Source organism: Kitasatospora sp. CM 4170 (assembly GCF_032110285.1).
In the GTDB taxonomy this organism is placed as follows: Bacteria; Actinomycetota; Actinomycetes; order Streptomycetales; family Streptomycetaceae; genus Kitasatospora; species Kitasatospora aburaviensis.
This window is the reverse complement of record NZ_CP134877.1, coordinates 4,602,949-4,621,762: the sequence shown is the minus strand read 5'-3', so window position 1 is coordinate 4,621,762 and position 18,814 is coordinate 4,602,949. Positions and strand designations below refer to the sequence as shown.

16 protein-coding genes, 1 tRNA gene and 1 pseudogene are annotated in these 18,814 nt (G+C 74.8%); 10 read left to right on the top strand and 8 right to left on the bottom strand.

Annotation, left to right across the window (positions count from 1 at the left end):
• Positions 1–191: 191 nt before the first annotated feature.
• The 3 genes and pseudogenes from RMN57_RS19585 to RMN57_RS19575 form a co-directional block, all read left to right on the top strand.
• Positions 192–1,265: pseudogene (locus RMN57_RS19585) on the top strand (sugar phosphate nucleotidyltransferase); the annotation flags it as partial.
• Between the two features lie 211 nt (positions 1,266–1,476).
• Positions 1,477–2,517, top strand: coding sequence for a Yip1 family protein (locus tag RMN57_RS19580; protein WP_313764642.1), 1,041 nt, complete (start codon positions 1,477–1,479; stop codon positions 2,515–2,517).
• A 104-nt stretch (positions 2,518–2,621) separates the two neighbouring features.
• Positions 2,622–3,512, top strand: a complete 891-nt coding sequence (locus tag RMN57_RS19575; RefSeq protein ID WP_313764641.1) for a metal-dependent hydrolase — start codon at positions 2,622–2,624, stop codon at positions 3,510–3,512.
• A 183-nt stretch (positions 3,513–3,695) separates the two neighbouring features.
• Here RMN57_RS19575 and dcd read toward each other — a convergent pair whose 3' ends face one another.
• A complete protein-coding gene (gene dcd, locus RMN57_RS19570) occupies positions 3,696–4,271 on the bottom strand; it encodes a dCTP deaminase (protein WP_313764640.1) in 576 nt (191 codons plus the stop codon).
• Between the two features lie 82 nt (positions 4,272–4,353).
• The gene (locus RMN57_RS19565) at positions 4,354–4,575 is read right to left on the bottom strand and encodes a hypothetical protein (RefSeq protein ID WP_238860297.1); all 222 of its coding nucleotides are present in this window, start codon (positions 4,573–4,575) and stop codon (positions 4,354–4,356) included.
• 282 nt (positions 4,576–4,857) lie between these two features.
• Here RMN57_RS19565 and RMN57_RS19560 point away from each other — a divergent pair.
• From RMN57_RS19560 to RMN57_RS19540, 5 genes are all read left to right on the top strand, one after another.
• Positions 4,858–4,928: transfer RNA gene (locus RMN57_RS19560), tRNA-Gly, on the top strand.
• Between the two features lie 167 nt (positions 4,929–5,095).
• Positions 5,096–5,821: a WHG domain-containing protein gene (locus RMN57_RS19555; protein WP_313764639.1), complete on the top strand. Its 726-nt coding sequence runs from the start codon at positions 5,096–5,098 to the stop codon at positions 5,819–5,821.
• A 44-nt stretch (positions 5,822–5,865) separates the two neighbouring features.
• Positions 5,866–7,032, top strand: coding sequence for an MAB_1171c family putative transporter (locus tag RMN57_RS19550; RefSeq protein WP_313764638.1), 1,167 nt, complete (start codon positions 5,866–5,868; stop codon positions 7,030–7,032).
• A gap of 395 nt (positions 7,033–7,427) precedes the next feature.
• Positions 7,428–7,868 (top strand): helix-turn-helix domain-containing protein, encoded by a 441-nt coding sequence (locus tag RMN57_RS19545; protein ID WP_313764637.1) that lies wholly within the window; start codon positions 7,428–7,430, stop codon positions 7,866–7,868.
• Complete coding sequence (locus RMN57_RS19540; protein ID WP_313764636.1) at positions 7,865–8,425, top strand: toxin; 561 nt, start codon at positions 7,865–7,867, stop codon at positions 8,423–8,425. Before RMN57_RS19545 ends, RMN57_RS19540 begins: the two co-directional genes overlap by 4 nt.
• Before the next feature lie 105 nt (positions 8,426–8,530).
• On the opposite strand, the gene RMN57_RS19535 is transcribed toward RMN57_RS19540, so the two are convergent.
• The 4 genes from RMN57_RS19535 to RMN57_RS19520 all read right to left on the bottom strand — a co-directional run bounded on the left by RMN57_RS19535 (position 8,531) and on the right by RMN57_RS19520 (position 14,939).
• Positions 8,531–12,136, bottom strand: a complete 3,606-nt coding sequence (locus RMN57_RS19535; RefSeq protein WP_313764635.1) for an aminotransferase class I/II-fold pyridoxal phosphate-dependent enzyme — start codon at positions 12,134–12,136, stop codon at positions 8,531–8,533.
• Positions 12,133–13,074: an NAD-dependent epimerase/dehydratase family protein gene (locus tag RMN57_RS19530; protein ID WP_313764634.1), complete on the bottom strand. Its 942-nt coding sequence runs from the start codon at positions 13,072–13,074 to the stop codon at positions 12,133–12,135. Before RMN57_RS19530 ends, RMN57_RS19535 begins: the two co-directional genes overlap by 4 nt.
• A 168-nt stretch (positions 13,075–13,242) precedes the next feature.
• The gene (locus tag RMN57_RS19525; protein ID WP_313764633.1) at positions 13,243–14,022 is read right to left on the bottom strand and encodes an alpha/beta hydrolase; all 780 of its coding nucleotides are present in this window, start codon (positions 14,020–14,022) and stop codon (positions 13,243–13,245) included.
• Positions 14,023–14,258: 236 nt separating this feature from the next.
• Positions 14,259–14,939, bottom strand: coding sequence for a TetR/AcrR family transcriptional regulator (locus RMN57_RS19520; protein ID WP_313764632.1), 681 nt, complete (start codon positions 14,937–14,939; stop codon positions 14,259–14,261).
• Between the two features lie 183 nt (positions 14,940–15,122).
• On the opposite strand from RMN57_RS19520, the gene RMN57_RS19515 reads away from it, so the two are divergent.
• Positions 15,123–15,731, top strand: a complete 609-nt coding sequence (locus tag RMN57_RS19515; RefSeq protein WP_313764631.1) for a hypothetical protein — start codon at positions 15,123–15,125, stop codon at positions 15,729–15,731.
• A gap of 30 nt (positions 15,732–15,761) precedes the next feature.
• Here the strand turns inward: RMN57_RS19515 and RMN57_RS19510 are convergent, their stop codons facing one another.
• Together RMN57_RS19510 and RMN57_RS19505 are read right to left on the bottom strand one after the other, a co-directional pair.
• A complete protein-coding gene (locus RMN57_RS19510) occupies positions 15,762–16,406 on the bottom strand; it encodes a response regulator transcription factor (RefSeq protein WP_313764630.1) in 645 nt (214 codons plus the stop codon).
• Positions 16,403–17,731, bottom strand: a complete 1,329-nt coding sequence (locus RMN57_RS19505; protein WP_313764629.1) for a sensor histidine kinase — start codon at positions 17,729–17,731, stop codon at positions 16,403–16,405. Before RMN57_RS19505 ends, RMN57_RS19510 begins: the two co-directional genes overlap by 4 nt.
• Positions 17,732–18,088: 357 nt before the next feature.
• Between RMN57_RS19505 and RMN57_RS19500 the strand changes: the two genes are divergently transcribed.
• Positions 18,089–18,652, top strand: coding sequence for a heme-binding protein (locus RMN57_RS19500; protein WP_313764628.1), 564 nt, complete (start codon positions 18,089–18,091; stop codon positions 18,650–18,652).
• Positions 18,653–18,814: the final 162 nt, after the last annotated feature.

Sequence of the window (18,814 nt, the reverse complement as noted above, 5' to 3'; positions counted from 1 at the left end):
ACCCGTGAGGGGCCGCTGCCAATGGCACGGCCGCCTGACCGCGCCCGCGTTGGAAGGAAATACAGTAGGCGCCTGACCGGCCCCGTGCCGGTCGCCCCGTTCCGGCCCACCGGGCGGGTGACCTGACCACTGACGGAGGTATCGGCCCGCCGGGCCGGGCCGCAGAGACCACAAGGGGAACAGCGCAGACCATGACCGAGGCGATCATGCTGGTCGGTGGTAAGGGCACGCGACTGCGCCCGCTCACCACCCACACCCCCAAGCCCATGCTGCCGGTGGCAGGCGTTCCGTTCATCGCGCACCAGTTGGCCCGCGCGGCCGCGGCCGGGGTCACCCGCGTGGTGCTCGCCACCTCCTACCTCGCCGAGGTCTTCGAGGACCACTTCCAGGACGGCACCCCGTACGGGATCGAGCTGGTCTACCTCACCGAGCGCGAGCCCCTCGGCACCGGCGGCGCGATCCGCAACGCCGCCTCCGGGCTCACCTGCGGCCCCGACGAGCCGGTCCTGGTCTTCAACGGCGACATCCTCTCTGGCGTGGACATCGCCGCCCTGCGCGACGGCCACGTGGCCGCCGGGGCCGACGTCACCCTGCACCTCACCCGGGTCGAGGACCCGCGCGCCTTCGGGCTCGTCCCCACCGACGAGAACGGGCGGGTGCTGGAGTTCCTGGAGAAGCCGGAGACGCCGGAGCAGATCGTCACCGACCAGATCAACGCCGGCTGCTACGTCTTCACCCGCTCCGTGATCGACCGCATCCCGGCCGGCCGGGAGGTCTCCGTCGAGCGCGAGACCTTCCCCGAGCTGCTGGCCACCGGCGCGCTGCTGCGCGGCGTGGTGGACACCTCGTACTGGCTGGACCTCGGCACCCCGGCGGCCTTCGTCCGCGGCTCGGCCGACCTGGTGCTCGGCAAGGTCGACTCCCCGGCCGTCCCCGGCCCGACCGGCGACGCCCTGCTGCTGCCCGGCTCGACCGTCCACCCGGGCGCGGTGCTCAGCGGCGGCACGGTGATCTCCGAGGGCGCGGTCGTCGAGGCCGGCGCGATCGTCGAGGGCAGCGTGATCCTGCCGGGCGCGGTGATCGGCCCGGACAGCCTGGTCAAGGACTCGATCGTGGGCGCCTACGCCGCCATCGGCGACCGGACCGCGCTGGACGGCGCGGTCATCGGCGACGGCGCGATCGTGGAGGCGGACAACGAGCTGCCGAGCGGCATCCGGATCGCCTGCGGCACGCTGCTGCCGGTCGGTGCCGTCCGCACCTCGGCCGGTCCGGGCGGCTGCCCGGCGGGCACCTCGGCGGCCGCGGCGGTGCACGGCCCGAAGGTCTCCGCGCAGCGCTGAGCCCCGACCGGGCCCGGCCCGTCCGCGGGCGCGGCGCCGGCGGCGGGCCCCCGGCGGCCGTCACAGGCTCGCTGCAAAGCTGCCCCGGCCCGGTTCCCGGCCGACGCGGAGTCAGCCGGACGGGTACCTTCGGAGCGTGGCTGGTAATCGATACGACAGCGGTCAGGGCGCCGATCCCCGTGGCGGGTGGTCGGCCCCTCCGCCCTCGGCGGGTGCACCCGGTGGGTACGGGCAGACGGACGGGCCGGAGTACTTCACCGCCCCGCACCGGGGTGCGCCCGGCTCCGCGCCCGGCGGCCCGGCCGGCGGGGCGCCGGCGGGCCCGCCCGGGGGGCCCGACCCGTACGCCGCCGACCGGCCCGGCCACACCCGGGCCTTCCCGGTCGGCAGCGACCCCTACGCGGGCGAGCCGCCGTACCCGTACCCCGACCAGGGGTACCCGCCGCAGTACGGCGAGGGGTACGGGGCCGAGTACGGCGGGGAGTACGGGCCGGGGCCGTACGGCTACGGCCCGGACCAGGGCCACGGCCCGGCGTACGGCCAGGAGCAGGGCTACGGCCAGGAGCAGGGCTACGGTCAGGACAACGTCGCCGTCTACCGGGCCGGCGGGCAGTCCGCCCCGCACGCCACCGGGCCGCGCCCGACCTGGCGCGAGCTGCTGGTCGGCATCTTCCGCAGCCCCGCCGCGACCTTCGACCGCACCCGCGACCACCAGGTCTGGCTGCCCGCGCTGACCGTCTCGCTGATCTACGGCGCCCTGGCCGTGCTCGGCATCGGCATGACCCGCGACGACGTCTTCAACTCGACCTTCGCCGTCGCGCTCACCTCGATGCTGGCCGCCGCGATCGGCTTCACCCTGGCCGGCGCCACCCTCGGCGCGGTCACCTACACGCTGGCCCGCCAGTTCGGCGGGGACGGCCCGTGGAAGTCGACGGTCGGCCTGGCCGTGCTGATCGGCTGGACGACGGACGCGCCGCGGCTGCTGCTGGCCCTGGTGCTGCCGTCCGACAACGTCGTCGTCCAGGCGGTCGGCTGGGCCAGCTGGCTGTTCTGCGCCGTCCTGCTGACCACGATGGTCCGCCGGGTGCACGACCTGCCCTGGGGCAAGGCGGCCGGCGCGGCCGCACTGCAGCTCGCCGCGCTGCTGGTGCTGATCAAGCTGCCGACACTGGGCTGAGCCCGCTCCCGGCCACCCACCGGGGCCCGGGGGAGAATGGTCGACGGGCCCCGCCTGCGGGGCCCGTTCCGCTTCCGCCCACCCTCACCCGCACGGAGCCAGGCATGACCCTCCCCACCACCCACGTCAGCTTCCCGGCCGGGGCGGTGACCGGCGAGTCCCCGGTGCTCGCGGTGCACCCGCTGGACGGCGGCCGGTTCGCGGTCGTCACCGGGGCGACCCCGTTCCACCCGCTCGACCACACCTGGCCCGACCAGCCGGCCGACCTCGGCACCCTCACCGTCGACGGCACCGAGCTGGCCGTGGTGGACTGCCTGACCGGCGCCGTCGGCCCGGACGGCGGCGCCCCGCTGGTCGGCGCCGACATCCCGGTCCGCCGCGGCGACGAGGAGTGGTCCTGGCTGGTCCTGCACGTCCTGGCCGCCGACCCCGGCGACATCGTCGGGCGCACCGCCGCGCTGGCCGTCGACGCCGACCGCCGGGGTGCCCTGTCCGCCTCGCACAGCGGCTGCCACCTGCTGGCCCTGGCCCTGAACGAGGCCCTCGCCCCGCGCTGGCGCAAGGACCCGGGCCGGGCCGACGCCTTCGGCCACCCGGACTTCGACAGCCTCGCCATGGCGAGCTCGGTGATGGACACCGAGGCGAGCACCGACACCTACCGGCTCGGCAAGTCGCTGAAGAAGAAGGGCTTCACGGTGGACGCCACCGAGGAGTTCCCGGCCCTGGCCGACGCCCTGCCGGCCCTCACCGAGGCCGTGAACGGCCGGCTGGCCACCTGGGTCGCCGCCGACGCCCCGGTCCGCATCGACGTCCCCGGCCCGGAGCTCACCGCCCGCCGCCAGTGGCACTGCGAGCTGCCGGAGGGCGCGGCGCAGATCTTCTGCGGCGGCACCCACCTGCACCACCTCGGCGAGCTGGCCGAGCTCCGCACCGAGCTGCGGCTCTCCGAGGACGGCAGCGAGCTGGTCGCCGTCACCCGGCCCAAGCGGGCCTGAGGCGCCCGCGGAGGCCCCTGCACGGGGGCCTCGGGGCGCGCGCGGCCCGGGTGGGGCCCGCGTGCGCCCAGCAGCGCCCCGGACACGGCTGCGGGCGGCCGCCCCTCACGAGGGAGGGACGGCCGCCCGCTGTGCGTGCGCTCTGCCGCGGTCGGGCCCGGAGGCCGCCGGGTGCCGCGGTGATCAGATCCGGGTGCGGTGGAAGTTCAGGAAGGAGCGGGACGGCGTCGGGCCGCGCTGGCCCTGGTAGCGCGAGCCGTACCGCTCGGAGCCGTACGGGTGCTCCGACGGCGAGGAGAGCCGGAACAGGCAGAGCTGCCCGATCTTCATCCCCGGGTACAGCTTGATCGGCAGCGTCGCGACGTTCGACAGCTCCAGCGTGACGTGGCCGCTGAAGCCCGGGTCGATGAAGCCGGCCGTGGAGTGCGTCAGCAGGCCGAGCCGGCCGAGGCTGGACTTGCCCTCCAGCCGCGAGGCGACGTCCTCGGGCAGCGTGATGACCTCGTAGGTCGAGGCCAGCACGAACTCGCCCGGGTGCAGGATGAAGGCGTCGTCGCCCTCCGGCTCGACCAGCCGGGTGAGGTCCGGCTGCTCCTCGGAGGGGTCGATGTGCGGGTAGCGGTGGTTCTCGAAGACCCGGAAGAAGCGGTCCAGTCGCACATCGATACTGGAGGGCTGGATCATCGCGGGGTCGAACGGGTCGATCACGACCCGGCCCTTGTCGATCTCGGCCCGGATGTCCTTGTCAGAGAGCAGCACGCTTCGAGGTTACGTGCAGAGCGCGGCCCCGGACGAATCGCCCGGGGCCGCGCCCGTCACCACTGTTCCGTCCTCGCCCCGGTCAGGCCAGGAACTCCGCCGCCTCCAGCCGCATCGCGCGGGCCAGTTGCGGTTCGGACAGCTCCCGCGCGTCCGCCAGCACCGAGCTCCGCAGCCGTCCGCACTGCGGACAGCGGATCAGCCGGCCGGGCCCCAGCCGGCCGGGTCCGAGGTTCTGCATCGGGAACGTGGTGGTGCTGAACAGGTGCCCCTCGGCACAACGAACGACGGCGCGCTGCTCCATCGGTCCCCTTCCCATCCTTACCCCAGTACTCACCCGTACTCATCGCGCCCCGAACGGCGGAGGCCCCTCGGGACAGCGTCACATTAGGGGATGTTCCGGACATTCCACACCGCGGCTCGCCGCCCCGCACCCCACCCGCCGGCGCGCTCTCACGCGGGCCACACAGTACGCCTCCCGCCCCGCTCCGGGCGGCTCCGCCACGGCCCCCCCGTCACCTGTGCAACCGGCGTCACGGATGGGGTACAGTGAGAGCGGATTGAGCGGTCTCTGACGGCTCGTCAGGCGGGCGTAGTTTAATGGTAGAACATGAGCTTCCCAAGCTTAGAGCGCGAGTTCGATTCTCGTCGCCCGCTCCGTACGGCAAAGCCGCAGGTCACCGACCTGCGGCTTCTGCTTTTGCCGGGGCGGTGCAGGCCCCGCGGACGGCCGGGCGGGCCGGTGGCCGGGATCACAGCGGGCGGTCGGGGCGCCTTCGCCGTCGGCCTTATGGGGGAGCCGACCGCCGGGTACGGTTTGGCCCATGGATGTTTCCGGAGCAAGCGTCGCCGACCAGGACGGGCTGACGGCGGCCATCAAGGCCAGTGCGCGTGAACTGCTCGTGAAACTGGGGGCCGGGGGGCTTTCCCTCGACGGCGTTGCCAGAGCGGGCGGGTTCGCCGTCGCCGAGGTGTCGGCCGTCTTCCCGGAGCGGGACGATCTGCTGACCGCGCTGATCATCGACGCCTACAACGAGTCGGCCGCCGCGATGGAGCGGGCCGACCTGGCCGCCCGGGAGGCGGGCGCGTCGTCGGGTGCGCGGTTCCTCGCGGTCACCCGGGCACTGCGCGAGTGGTCCTTCGCGAACACCGGTGAGTTCACGCTGATCTACGGCTCGCCCGTGCCGGGGTACCACGCGCCGCAGGACACCGTCCCGGCCGCCGCGCGGACCCCCGCGGTGATGGCCGGCATCGTGCGCTCGGCGCTGGAGGCCGGTGAGCTCACCCCGCCGCGCCGCCCGCTGCCCGGGCCGTCGCTGCTGCTGCCGGAGGCCGTGCAGCTCTTCGGGGGCGCGCCCGGGGCTCCGTTCGCGGACGTCATCGAGCGCGGCATCGTGCTGTGGAGCAACCTCATCGGGCTCCTGGTGTTCCAGGTCTTCAGCCGCACCCACGACAGCGTCCGGGACGAACCGGCGTTCTTCGACTTCGCCATCGCCGTGGCGGCCGAGAGCATCGGGCTCGACGTGCCGCTGGGCGACCACAACGACTAGACCGTCCGTCGGCCGCGGGTGCGGCAGTGGCGGGGAATCAGGCCGTGAATACCACTAGAACCCTCTGTTTCGTCATCGCGGCGCTCTCCTCCTACGCCGCGCTCGCCTACCGGTTGGGCCAGGTCCGGCGCAGCTGGCGGGACGCCGGCTACCGCGTCCTGGTGATCACGCTGCTGCTGCAGTGCCTCACCTTCACGATGGGTGCCGTCGCCATGGGGAGCGGGAGCTTCCTCGGCGTCGGCAACCTCGCGATCCTGCTGATGCACCTGTCGGCGGTCGCCTACTGCGTCTGCGCGCAGATCATCCTGCTGGGGTGGGCGGAGACGGTCGCCGAGGAGGCGGCCCGGAAGACCCGCTACTGGGTGATCACCGGCATCGCCCTCAACGTGCTGCTGGTGGTGCTCTTCCTGGTCGCCGACGGCACCCGGCGGCCGGCCACGGACTTCAACACCGGCAGCGGCCAGCCGCTGGTGCTGACCTACCTCCTGGTGTTCATCGTCTCCCAGGCGGTTCCGTGCGTCACCATCTTCCTGCAGTGCGGCCCGTACGCCCGGATGACCGACAACGCCTCGCTGCGGCAGGCCCTGCAGACGCTCTCCGTCGCCACGGTGATCCTGTTCCTCTACTGCACGGCGCGGACGGTCAACATCCTCACCTCCGCGGCGGGGGTGGACATCGGCGTCTGGCAGCTCGCCTCCAACGTCTTCAGCGCGCTGGGCATCGTCACCCTCTCGCTCGGCCTGACCATCACCTCCTGGGGGGCGTCGGCCGCCAAGCTGCTGGAGTGGGCTCGGAGTTACCGGTCCTACCGGGCGCTCTACCCGCTCTGGCGGGACCTCTACGAGTCCTCGCCGGACATCGCCCTGGAGCCGCCGCGGCCGGGGGCCTCGGTCTCCGACCTCAACTACCGGCTGCACCGGAGGGTGGTCGAAATACGCGACGGCTGGCGGGAGTTGCGGCCCTACATCGACCGTGCGGCGGGCGGTGCCGACCGCTCCGGCGCGGGCACGACCGAGGAGGCCCGGCAGGCCCTCGCCGAGGCGGCCCAGATCCGCCAGGCGCTGCGGGCGAAGAGCACCGGCACCATCCCCGCCGACAACAAGGACGCGGGCGACTTCGAGGACCGGGACACCGTCAGTTTCACCGCGGAAGTGGCCTGGCTCACCAAGGTCGCGTCCGCCTACAGTAGACTCCGCACCGCGGAACGATAGAGCTCCCGCCCGGCCTGAACCCCCGTCAGACCGGGCGGGTTTCTTCTTTGTTGCCCCCGTTCCGGCGGCTTCCCCGCATCCCCCGCGGGTCGACCGCCCCACCCCCCGACCGGCCTCTCCGTCCCCCGTTCCCCCCGGTGGATCGGCCGCTCGTCCTTGCCGGCCCGGCGAGGACGTCTCCCCCGCCGGGCCGTACCTGGTCCGGCCCGTCCCCCGAGGGTCGGACCAGGTGGCAGGCCGCAGCCAACTCGGCTACCCCCGTGAGCAAAGTTAACTGGCAGCTATCTGCGAGGTCCACGTTGGCGGAGTCTCGGCTGATTGTCAACTAGCGGCTAATCTGCGAAACTGACGGATAGCTGAGAGCAATACTGGGAGGTGACGGGGGGAGAATCGCAATGTCCGAGACCGACGACCGGCCCGTGTTGGCGGTGCGTCTGGACGACCTCTTCAGAACGGTTCGGCCCAAGGGCCGGCACTGGACCAACGCCGAGGTGGCGGAGGAGCTGAAGCGGGTCAACCCCGAACTCAAGGTCGGGGGTGTCTATCTGTCGCAGCTTCGGACGGGCAAGCGCTCCAACCCTTCACCCGACCTCCTGGCCGCCCTGGCGAAGTTCTTCGGGGTCTCGGTCGCGTACTTCTTCGACGAGCAGGTCGCCGAGTCGGTGCTCAGCCAGGTCGCCGCCATCGAGGCGCTGCGGCAGGCGGGGGTCCGCGCGGTGGCGATGCGGGCCGCCGGCATGAAGAAGGAGAACCTCCAGGCCATCACGGCCATCATGGACCAGTACCGCCAGCTGCAGGGCCTGCCGCCCGTCACGGACCCCTCGAACCCCGAGTGAGGGCCGGCAGGAAGGCCTCGGGGGCGGGTCAGGACCGCCGCAGTCAGCTCAAGCGGCTCCGGAAGGCGGGCGCCAAGAAGATCGCCGAGCTCGGCCTCCCCGAGGTGGCCGACGTGGCCGAACTCTGCCACTACCTCGGGGAGATCCGCGAACGCCCGATCACGCTGGTCCCCATGCACATGCCGGCCTCGCACCCGTGCGGCATGTGGGTCGCCGCACGCGACGAAGACCTCATCTTCTACGACGCCAACACGACCAGCACGCATCAGGAGCACATCATCTTGCACGAGCTGGGTCACATCATCTGCTGCCACCGCGGGGCCGGTTGGCTGGACGAGGCGACCGCCCGCCTCCTCTTCCCCAACCTCGACCCCGACCTCGTGCGGGACATGCTCCTGCGCGCGACCTACGACGACGTCCAGGAGCAGGAGGCGGAGATCATCGCCTATCTGCTCTCCCAGCGGGTGGGCGGTGCCGGGGAGCCGAGCAGCGCGACCCCGGCCGACGGGGGCGGGCCGAGCACGGTCCTCAGCCGGATGGAGCGCACGCTGATCTGAACGCGCCCCGGCCGGAGCTCGCCGCGGTCCTGGCGTACCCCGGCCGGAGCTCGCCCCGGTCGGAAGCCGCTCGGGCCGGAACGGACCCGGCCCGAGCGGGGCCAGTCAGACGTGGACGGCCGCCACCTCCTCGGCGAGGATCGCCACGGCGCGGCGGATGTCGTCCTCGCGGTGCTCGCAGGTGACGAAGAACCGCAGTCTGGAGAGCCCTTCCTCCACGGCGGGGTGGAAGATCGGGTCGGCGATGACGCCCCGCGCAAAGAGCCGGTCCGCGACGCGCAGGGTGTGCGCCGAGTCGCCCAGGATGCACGGCACGATCGGGGTGGCCGCGCTGGATCCCGTCGCCAGGCCGGCAGCCCGGGCCAGTCCGAGGAACAGCTCGGCGTTGCGCCGCAGGGAGCCGACCCGGTCGGGCTCCGCGGTGATCAGCTCGGTGGCGGCCAGCGCCGCGGCCGCGTTGGCCGGGGTGAGACCCACGCTGTAGACGAAGCCCGGCAGCGTGTGCCGCAGCCACCGGACCATCCGGGCCGAGCCGCCGAGGTAGCCGCCGCAGCTGGCGAAGGCCTTGGAGAGCGTGCCCATCCACAGGTCCACGTCGGCCCGGTCGACGCCGAAGAACTCGCCCACGCCGCGGCCGCGTGCGCCCACGGTCCCGATGCTGTGCGCCTCGTCGACCAGCAGCAGGGCGCCGTACCGTTTCTTCAGGTCGATCACGGCGGGCAGGTCCACCAGGTCGCCGTCCATGCTGTACGCGCCCTCGACGGCGATCAGGACCCGCCGGAACCGCGAGCGGTTGAGCCGGAGCATGTGCTCCAGCTGCCCCGTGTCGTTGTGGGCGAACGGGCGCCGTGCGGCCCCGGAGAGCGTGCAGCCCTGGAGGATGCTGTCGTGGGCGAGCGCGTCGTGGATGACGAGGTCGCCCGGCCCGACGAGGTGCCCGATGGCGGTGACGTTGGTGGCGTGGCCGCTCACCAGGGTCAGGCAGTCCTGGACGCCGAGGAAGCCGGCCAACGCCCGCTCCAGCCGTACGGTCAGGTCCCGCTCGCCGGAGAGCACCCGGCTTGCCGAGACCGACGTGCCGTACCGCTCCACCGCCTCGTGCACGGCCCGGTTGACCGCCGGGTGGCCGGACAGGCCCAGGTAGTTGTAGCTGCCGAAGGACAGGTACGGCCGGCCGCCGATCACCGTGGTGTCGCGGATGTTGCCCTGGTGGACGCGGAAGTACGGCCACTGCGCGCCGCTCGCGGTGATCGCACCGAGGCGCTCCTCGAACTGTCGCAGCTCGGGGAAGTCGTCGACGCTCGCCGTTCCCGGCGCCCAGCCCGGCTGCGCCGGCGGTTCCGGCCGCCGGGGCTGCGGCACCCGCATCAGCCGCGGCCGCGGCTCCGGCAGCGGATCCGGCCGCAGCTCGGCCGGTGGTTCGCCCGCGGCCGACGGCAGGTCGGGGTACGGCCGGGCCGGGTGCGGCACTGCCCCGTGCGGCACGGCCGGCTGCACACCCTCCAGGTGCGGGCCGACCAGGTGCGGGCCGACCAGGGCGGACAGGCCCTCGACGGTGACGCCGGGCTCGTAGAGCTCCTCGCTGCGGAAGCCCGGGACGCGCTTGCCGAGGTTGACCTCCAGCTCCTGGAGCATCAGGGAGTCGAAGCCGAGATCGGCCACCAGCGTCATCCGCCCCTCCAGGTCGGTGAGCGGGAAGACGCCGGTCCGCGACACCTCCTCCAGCACGATGGCCACGGCGGTGGCGTCGGCGGCCCGCACCGGGGCACCGGCCGCCGCAGCCGCGGACCCCGCCGCCGCGGGCGGCTCCGCCAGGTCGCGCCCGGCCTCCGCCACCACCCAGTGGTGGCGCGGGGCGAGCGGGCTCGGCGGCAGGGTGCTCGGGGGCGTGCGCTGCATCAGCGGCCGCAGCCCGGGGCCGGTGACCGCGCGCCCGGCGAGTCCGGCCAGCGCGGAGATCCGGGCCTCGGCCGGGAGCGAGCCCGGCGCCGGGACGGCCGCCTCGGCCGGCTCGCCGTCCGCGACCGTGCCGGCCAGCTGCCCGGGCCCGAACTCCCCGCTCCGGCCCGCCGCCACGGCCTCGGCGGCCGCGACCAGCTTGGCGGCGGCGTCCTCGGTGTCCCGTGCCACCAGGGCCAGCCGCTCCGCGAGCGGCGTGCGGCGGGCCAGGGTGTCCGCCACCGCGGCCAGCGGCGGCCGGTCGGCGGTCAGGGTGTCCGCCAGCTCGCGGGCGTAGCGGGCCAGCCCGGCCCGGTCGCGGCCGCTGAGCACCAGCAACTGCGGCTCGCCGTCCGGCACCGCGGGCACCGGGGCGGTGGCGCACTCCTCCACCACCAGGTGCACGCCGGTGCCGCCGAAGCCGAAGGCGCTCACGCCCGCCCGGCGCGGCCCGTCGGTGGCCGGCCAGTCGCTCGGGGCCGTCGCGACGCGCAGCCCCGCGGCGTCGAGCGCGGAGCGGTCGGCCAGGCCGAACTCCGGCTGCGGCGGGACCACGCCGCGCTGCACGGCCAGCACGGTCTTGATCAGCCCGGCGATCCCGGCCGCGTTGAGCGAGTGGCCGAGCACGGCCTTGACCGCGCCGAGGTAGGCGGGCGCGCCGGTGTCGCCGCGCAGTTCGCGCAGGACGCCGATCTCGACCGGGTCGCCGACCGCGGTGCCGGTGCCGTGCGCCTCCAGGTAGCCCACCGAGTCCGGGGACAGGCCGGCGTCGCGGTAGGCCCGGCGCAGCGCGCGGAGCTGGCCGGCGGCCTGCGGGTGCAGACCGCCCTGCACGGTGCCGTCGTTGGCCGTGCCGACCCCGCGGATCACCGCGTAGACCCGGTCGCCGGCCGCCAGGGCGTCGGCCAGTGGCCGCAGCACCAGGACCCCGGCGCCCTCACCGAGCACGAAGCCGTCGGCCTCGGCGCCGAACGGCAGGCACCGCCCGCTGCGCGAGACCGCGCCGATCCGGCAGAGCCCGATCAGGAGGTCGGGGGTGAGCATCAGCTGGGCGCCGCCCGCGAGGGCGATCCGGCTGCGGCCCGCGCGCAGGGCGTACACCGCGTTGGCCACGGCCATCAGCCCGCCGGAGCAGGCGGAGTCCAGTGCGTAGCTCTCGCCGTGCAGGTCGAAGACCGAACTGACGGTGTTCGGGCCCATGTTGAGCAGCAGCCCGGCCACCGAGGAGCCGTGCAGGCCGTCGACCGCGCGGACCGCCTCGGGCAGCCCGGGATCGGTCGCCCGCGCCCCGAACTCGCCACCGGCCAGCTGGCGCATCCGGATCCGCATCGCGCTGATGTCGCGGTAGCCGCTCTCGGTGAGCGAGGTGATCACCGAGGTCTCCTCGCGGTCGAAGCCCTCGGCCTCCCACCCCGCGTCCTGGAGCGCCTCGCGGGCGAGGTCGATCAGCAGCCGGTGCTGCGGGTCCATCGACCGGGCCCGGCGCGGCGGGATGCCGTAGTGCGCCGCGTCGAAGTGGCCCACGTCCGGCAGCAGCGCCATCCGGTCGGTGTAGGCCGACGACGCGTCACGGAAGTCGTCGCTGAGGAAGGCGCCGGCGCGCCACCGGCTGTCCGGGACGCCGGCGAACTGCGCCTGCGGGGCGGTGAGCAACCGCCAGTACTGGTTCAGGTTCCGCGCACCGGGGAACCGGCAGGCCATCCCGACGATCGCGACGTCGTCCCGCCGCGGCGCCGCGGCGCCCGCCCCCTCGCTCGCCGTCGCGCTGCTCATCGGGCGCCGGCCAGACGCTGTCGCCACCACGCCACGGTCGCCTCGACCTGCTCGGCGACCGGGGTCGCCCGGACCGCGAACTCGGCCCGGTAGGCGGTGGAGTCGACGACGAAGGGCGCGTCGAACTGGTAGCGGATCTCCTTGAGTTCGCGCAGCAGCGCGGAGACGAGCCCGCCGAGGCCGAGGACGGCCGACGGCAGCCGGCGGACGGCCACCGGTCCGGTGCCCGCCTCGGCGGTGAGGCGGCCGACCATCTCCCGGGTGGAGAGCGGGGGTTCGGTCGGGACGTGCCAGGCCCGGCCCCAGGCCCGCTCCTCGCCCGCGATCTCGACCAGGGCGGCGGCGACGTCGGGGAGGTAGGTCCAGCTGTGCGGGGCGTCCGGATCCCCGAGCGTGGAGACCGGCTTGCCGTTCAGCAGCCGGGGCACGACCCGCGCGGCCAGGTGGCCGCCGTCGGTCACGCCGGGCCCGAAGAAGTCGGAGGCCCGCACCTCGACCGCGTTGATCCGGCCCTGTTCGTGCAGGCTCCGCGCCTGCTCCCAGACGGCGGCGCGCACCCGGCCCTTGGTGCCGGTGGCCGCGAGCGGCAGCTGTTCGGTGATCGGGCCGGTCACCGGGCCGTAGCCGTAGAGGTTGCCGAGCATGACCAGGACGGCCCCGGTCCGCTCGGCCGTCGTGCAGAGGGAGGTGGCGAGCGGCGGCCACTCGTCCGCCCAGCGGTGGTAGGGCGGTGCGGCGCAGCTGTGGATGGCGGTCGCGCCCTGCGCGGCCGCGACCAGCCGCTCGGTGTCGGTCGCGTCCACCGCGACGTGTTCGATTCCGGGCTCGGGGCTGCGGCCCGACCTGGTGACGACCCGTACCGAATGACCCTGTTCGGCCAGCAGCCGAGCGGTGGCCGCTCCGGCGGGCCCGAATCCAATGACGACATGAAGGCTCACGCCCGCACACTAACCCGGTCATGTACAGCTCTTGTCGCAGATGCGTCGGGGCTGTGCGACGGGCTTCCGGCGGGTTTCCGGCGGGCTCTTGACGGTCTTTCGACGGAACCTTCGCCGGGTGGTGGGGCCCGGCGGCGGCGCCGGTCCGGGGGTGCCGCGCGGCCGGGTTCACGCCGCGGCGAGGAAGTCGCGAACGGTGCTGGTGAAGGCCTCGGCCTGTTCGAACACCACGACGTGGCCGGTGTCGAACTCGGCGTACTCGCTGCCGGCGATGGCCGCGTGCAGGCGGCGGGTGTTCTCCACCGGGATGGTGGCGTCCTGGCCGCAGCCGATCACCAGGGTCGGGGCCTGGACGCGGGGGAGCAGGTCGGTGATGTCCAGGCTGAGGTCGAGCGCGATGTGCCGCAGGGTGCCGGGGGTGGGCTGCATGAAGGCGGCGTTGGCCTCGACCGCCTCGCGGCCGATCCGGTTGAGGAAGCCGCGGCTGAACGCGGTGAGGGTGGCGTAGCGGCCGAAGGCGGCCGGGTCGCCAGCCATGGCCAGCCAGACGGTCATCATGTTGCGCAGGTACTCGTCGTCCGCGTTGATCCAGCCCGCGGCGGCGACCAGCCGGCGGACCTGCTCGGGGCGGCGGGCCGCGGCGGCGGTGGCGACGACCGCACCCAGCGAGAAGCCGACCAGGTGGACGGGGCCGCGGCCGGCGTCCTCGATGACGGCGTTGACCTGGGCGGCGAGGGTGTCGACGGTCAGCTCGGCGCCGTCGTCCTCGGCGGTCTCGCTGCCGGACAGCTCGGGGAGCAGCACGGTGTAGCGGTCGGTGAAGCCGTCCAGCAGGTGGTCCCACATGCCGGAGCCGGGGCCGGTGCCGTGGACGAGGAGCAGGGTCTCGGGGCCGTCGCCCACGATGCGGTAGGGGATGCGGGCGGTGTCGACGGTGACGGCGGGCATGGCGGGTCCTCCCGGAGCGGTGGGGCGGGGTGTTCGGCGGGGTTCCGCCGATAGAAAGTAAACTACACGGTGCAGGTTATTGAATCAACTACACCGTGCAGTGCACTTTGGGGCGCGGTGAGGACCGGGGTGTCGAGGGGTGGGGCGGCGGGGCCCGGAGGTGCGGCGAGGGCCGGCCCCGGGGGTGGGGCCGGCCCTCGCCGTGAGCGCTGCGGTGCGGTTCCGTCCTCCCGGCTTCAGCCGTAGAGGCGCAGGAAGGCCTTGATGCCGGCGGTGATGCCGCTCCTCAGGTCCTCCTCGGCGATCGGGACGGCCCCGAAGAAGGTGGCGTCGGCGGCGCCGCTGAAGGTCAGCAGGGTGAACTGGGTCGCGGCCAGCGCGGCGTCCTCGATGTTCAGCAGTCCCTGGTCGGCGAGCCGGCCGAAGTGCGCGGCGAGGTCGCGCTGGGAGGCGAGCGGCCCGGCGTCCAGCCAGGCCCGCAGGACGTCGGGCGGGATGTTCGCGGCCTCGGCGCGGATGGTCCGCCCCAGGGCGTAGTGGTCGCCGGCCGTCAGGACGGCTCGGGCGCGGTCGACGGCGAAGGCGGTGAGGTCGGCCTCCAGGTCGACGATCTTGTGCAGGTGCCGGTCGGCCAGGCCCGCGATGACCTCGGTCAGCTCGTCGGCGGTCTCCAGTGCGACGGAGAGGAACAGCTTCTCCTTGTCGCCGAAGTGGTTGTAGATGGTGCGCTTGGACACCCCGGCCTCGGCGGCGATCGCGTCCACGCTGGCGCGGGTGTAGCCCTCGCGGCCGAAGACCGTGCTCGCGGCGCGGGTGATCGCCTGCCGCTTCTCCGGCATCCGGCGGGAGCCCGCGGTCGGCGCCGGGGTGGCGGGGGTGGTCGGGGCCGCTGAGGCCCCTGAGGTCCCTGGGGTCATCCGGAGATCGCTCCTTCATCGTTGATTGCACTACTCGGTGCAGTTTACTCTCGGGTCCGGCCGACGGACGGGTCACGCGCCTGCGCGGGTGGTGGAACTGGCGCCGGGGGCGGGACCGTCCAGGGATCAGAAGGAACCGCATGCCGCCCGGGGGTGAACGCCGGGAGAACCACGGAGGTCCCGGTGCAGCCAGGTGGCGCCGAAGCGAACGTCGAGATCCACACCGGCCCTCCGCGGCGGCCGCTGCGGACGGCCCCCGTGCCGGCCGCCGAGCCGGTCCACGGCGGGCAGGCCGAGCGCGCCGAGGCCGCCGCCCGCTGCGACCGCCTGCTCCGGGACACCCTGGACGCGGTCCGGCCCGAACTGGCCTGGCGGCACGGGCCCACCCGGACGGGCACGCGGCTGCTCGCGCCCGGCTCCGGCCCGGACGGCGGGGCCGTGCACTGGTACGTCTCCCGCAGCCTGGACATCGTCACGGTCATCTCGCCCGCGCGCCGGCCGGAGCTGCCGGGCATGGTGGCGGCCGCCTGGCAGCGCCGGGGTTGGAGGCTCACCTCGGTGAACGCCGGCCGCCCGCTGCCCGGCCTGGCCGCGGTGACCCCGGACGGCTACCGGCTCGGGCTGGAGTTCGGCCCGCTGGGGCAGGCCCGGCTGACGGCGGCCTCGCCGGGGACGGCGGCCCGGCCGGGGTGGTCGGCCGAGGCGGCCGACGCGGCTCCGCTCCCGGGAGCCGGTGGTGGCACGGCGGCGCTGCCGCGGATCCGCTGCGCGTTCTGGAGCGCCCTGGGGTGAGCCGGGCGGCGCGGGGACGGCCGTGCGGGGTCAGCGCAGCAGCCGGCGCTCCTTGGCCACGGCCACCGCGCCCGCGCGGGTGTCGACGCCCAACTTGTCGTAGATCCGCCCCAGATGGGTCTTCACCGTCGCCTCGCTGATGAACAGCGCCCGGGCGATCTCGCGGTTGCCCAGCCCCTGCGCCAGCTGCGCCAGGATCTCCTGCTCCCGGTCGGTGAGCTGCGGCAGCGGGGCCCGCATCTGGGCCATCACCCGGGAGGCGACCGGCGGCGAGAGCACGGTGCGGCCGCGCGCCGCCGCGTGCACCGCCGCGAACAGCTCCTCCGGCCGCTCGGCCTTCAGCAGGTAGCCGGTCGCGCCGGCGCCGATCGCGCGGGTGATGTCGGCGTCGGTGTCGTAGGTGGTGAGCACCAGGACGTGCGGGGCGTCGGGGGCCGCGGTGATCCGCCGGGTCGCCTCCACGCCGTCGATGCCCTCACCGAGCTGCAGGTCCATCAGGACGACCTGCGGCGCCAGCCGGGCGGCCAGTGCCACGGCCTCCTCGCCGCTGCTGGCCTCGCCGACCACCTCGATGTCGCCGGCGCTGGCCAGCAGCGCGAGCAGGCCGGCCCGGACGACGGCGTGGTCGTCGCAGACCAGCAGGCGGACGGGCGGGGTCGCGGGCGCGGTGCTCATCGGGGCTCCAGGGGTTCTCGTCGGGGCTCCAGCGGGATGGCGGCGGAGACCACGGTGCCCTCGCCGGGGGCGCTCTCCACCGTGAGGGTGCCGCCGAGCTGGCGCAGCCGGGCCCGCATCGCGGGCAGCCCGTGCCCGCGTCCGGGTGCGGGTGCGGGTGCGGGCGCAGGTGCCGCCGGGTGCGGCCCGCCGCCCGGCGCACCGGCGCCGTCCCCTGCTGCCGCTCCCGCTCCTCCGGCTGCTCCGGCGACGCGGAACCCCCGGCCGTCGTCGGCGATGTCCAGCACGGCCTGGTCGCCGAGGAAGGAGAGGGTCAGCGCGGCCGCCGAGGCGTCCGCGTGCTCCCGGACGTTGGCCAGCGCCCCCTGGGCGATCCGCAGCAGCGCGGACTGCGCGGCCGCCGGCAGCGGCACCGGGGCGCCGTCCAGGTGGAAGCGGACCGGCAGGCCGCTCTCGGCGGACTCCCGTTCGGCGAGCGAGCGCAGCGCCTGGTCCAGCGTCCGGCCGTCGGCGAGCTCGGCCGGGGCGAGGTCGTGGACGAAGCGGCGCGCCTCGGCGAGGTTCCGGGCCGCCACGTCGGCGGCGGTGCGGACGTGCGTGCGGGCCGTCGCCGGGTCGGCGTCCCAGGTCCGGTCCGCGGCCTGGAGCAGCATCTGCTGGCTGGAGAGCCCCTGCGCCAGGGTGTCGTGGATCTCCATCGCCAGCCGCTGCCGCTCGGCCAGGGTGCCCTCCCGCCGCTCGGTGGCGGCGAGCTCGCGCCGGGTGCGGCGCAGGTCGGCGATCAGTGCGCGCTGCCGTTCGGACTGCCGCTCCATGTAGAGGAAGACGGCCGTGGCCAGCGCGGCCACCGCGGGCGGCAGCAGCACCAGGTTGGCGTCCACCGGGCCGGGCAGCCGGATCTCGCCGACCACCACCAGCAGGGTCAGCGCCGCCACCAGCGGGATGGCCGCCCGGGCCGGGAGCGTGCGCAGGCCCGTGTAGACCAGCGGGACGGCGCACCAGGCGAAGCTGGGCGCCAGCAGGACCAGCACCACCCAGAGCCCGACCACCAGGGCCAGCGGCCAGAGCCGCCGGTGCTGCCCGGGGGCGGGCGGGCGGCGGTGGGCCAGCCAGGAGCCGGCCGGCTGGGCGAGGGCCAGGGCGAGGCTCAGCCCGAGCACCCAGGGGATGCGCGGGTTGTCGGGGTGGTGGCTGAGGAAGCGGCTCAGCGAGGTGGCGAGCAGCAACAGGAAGGCGGAGTCGAGCAGCACGGCCAGCCGGCCCGCGTCCGGGTCGGCGGCGGGCACGTCGCCGCTCGCGGCGGCGGTGCGGGGCGGCTGCTCCACGGGGTCGTTCCTCACTCTGCTGTCCGGTGCTGCGCGGCCGGTGCTGCGCTTCCGGTGCCGCGGAGGCGTCCGGCGGCCCGGGCGCGTCCGGTATGCCGATGCCGGTGCCGACCTGCGCCGACCTGTGCCGATCCTCGGTCGACCTGCGCCGATCCCTCGATGGTGACCCGGTCGGCCGGGCCGCGCATCAGCCGATCGGTTGACGGGACCGTCATCCATCATGCGCGCCGGCGGCGGCCGGACCGTCGATGTGGCCGAGGGGGTACCGGCCGGAGGATCGACACCGAAGCCGCCGAGCCCGATCCGGCCCCCTGGTTCCGGCCGTGGCCCCCGACCGATCCGACGAGGAGCAGGACCATGAAGAAGACCTCCGTGCGCACCCGTGTGCTGACCGGTACCGTCGCCGCCGCCGCGCTGGCCGCCGCCACCGTCGGCGCCGTCTCGGCCAGCGCCGACACCGCGGAGACCCCGGCCGTCGCCGCAGCCGCGGTCAAGGCCGACACCCAGAACAAGAACCTCGCCCAGACCACCGGTCTGACCATCGAGGCCGCCACCAGGGCCGCCCAGGCCACCCTGGACGCGGCCACCAAGGCCGGCCAGCACGTCTCGGTCGCCGTGGTGGACCGCGACGGCGTGACCCGGGTCCTGCTCAAGGGCGACGGCGCCGGCCCGCAGTCGCCGGAGTCCGCCCAGCGCAAGGCGTTCACCGCGGTCTCCTGGAACGCTCCGACCTCCGAGCTGGCCAAGCGCCTGGCGCAGGCGCCGAACCTCAAGGACATCCCGGGCACGCTCTTCCTGGGCGGCGGTGCGCCGGTGCAGTCGAAGGGCGCCCCGGTCGCGGGGATCGGCGTCGCGGGCGCGCCCAGCGGCGACCTGGACGAGCAGTTCGCCCAGGCCGGTGTCGAGGCGCTCTCGAAGTAGCGGTTCGGCCGGGCGGCGGCCGGGCGGTCCGGGACGTCCGGTCCCGCCCGGCCGTTCCCGCATCCCGGCCCCGCCCCGGCCCCGCCCCCGGCGCGCGGGCGGGGGCGAGCGCCGGGACGGGCCCCCGACCGCCCCGGCGCGCGGGGTCAGCCATCGGCGCAC

Bases quoted from the DNA above. Each gene is read 5' to 3' on its own strand.
- RMN57_RS19575 (WP_313764641.1), top strand. From the start codon at position 2,622: ATGACCCTCCCCACCACCCACGTCAGCTTCCCGGCCGGGGCGGTGACC.
- RMN57_RS19565 (WP_238860297.1), bottom strand. From the start codon at position 4,575: ATGGAGCAGCGCGCCGTCGTTCGTTGTGCCGAGGGGCACCTGTTCAGC.
- RMN57_RS19555 (WP_313764639.1), top strand. From the start codon at position 5,096: ATGGATGTTTCCGGAGCAAGCGTCGCCGACCAGGACGGGCTGACGGCG.
- RMN57_RS19545 (WP_313764637.1), top strand. From the start codon at position 7,428: ATGTCCGAGACCGACGACCGGCCCGTGTTGGCGGTGCGTCTGGACGAC.
- RMN57_RS19535 (WP_313764635.1), bottom strand. From the start codon at position 12,136: ATGAGCAGCGCGACGGCGAGCGAGGGGGCGGGCGCCGCGGCGCCGCGG.
- RMN57_RS19525 (WP_313764633.1), bottom strand. From the start codon at position 14,022: ATGCCCGCCGTCACCGTCGACACCGCCCGCATCCCCTACCGCATCGTG.
- RMN57_RS19520 (WP_313764632.1), bottom strand. From the start codon at position 14,939: ATGACCCCAGGGACCTCAGGGGCCTCAGCGGCCCCGACCACCCCCGCC.
- RMN57_RS19510 (WP_313764630.1), bottom strand. From the start codon at position 16,406: ATGAGCACCGCGCCCGCGACCCCGCCCGTCCGCCTGCTGGTCTGCGAC.
- RMN57_RS19500 (WP_313764628.1), top strand. From the start codon at position 18,089: ATGAAGAAGACCTCCGTGCGCACCCGTGTGCTGACCGGTACCGTCGCC.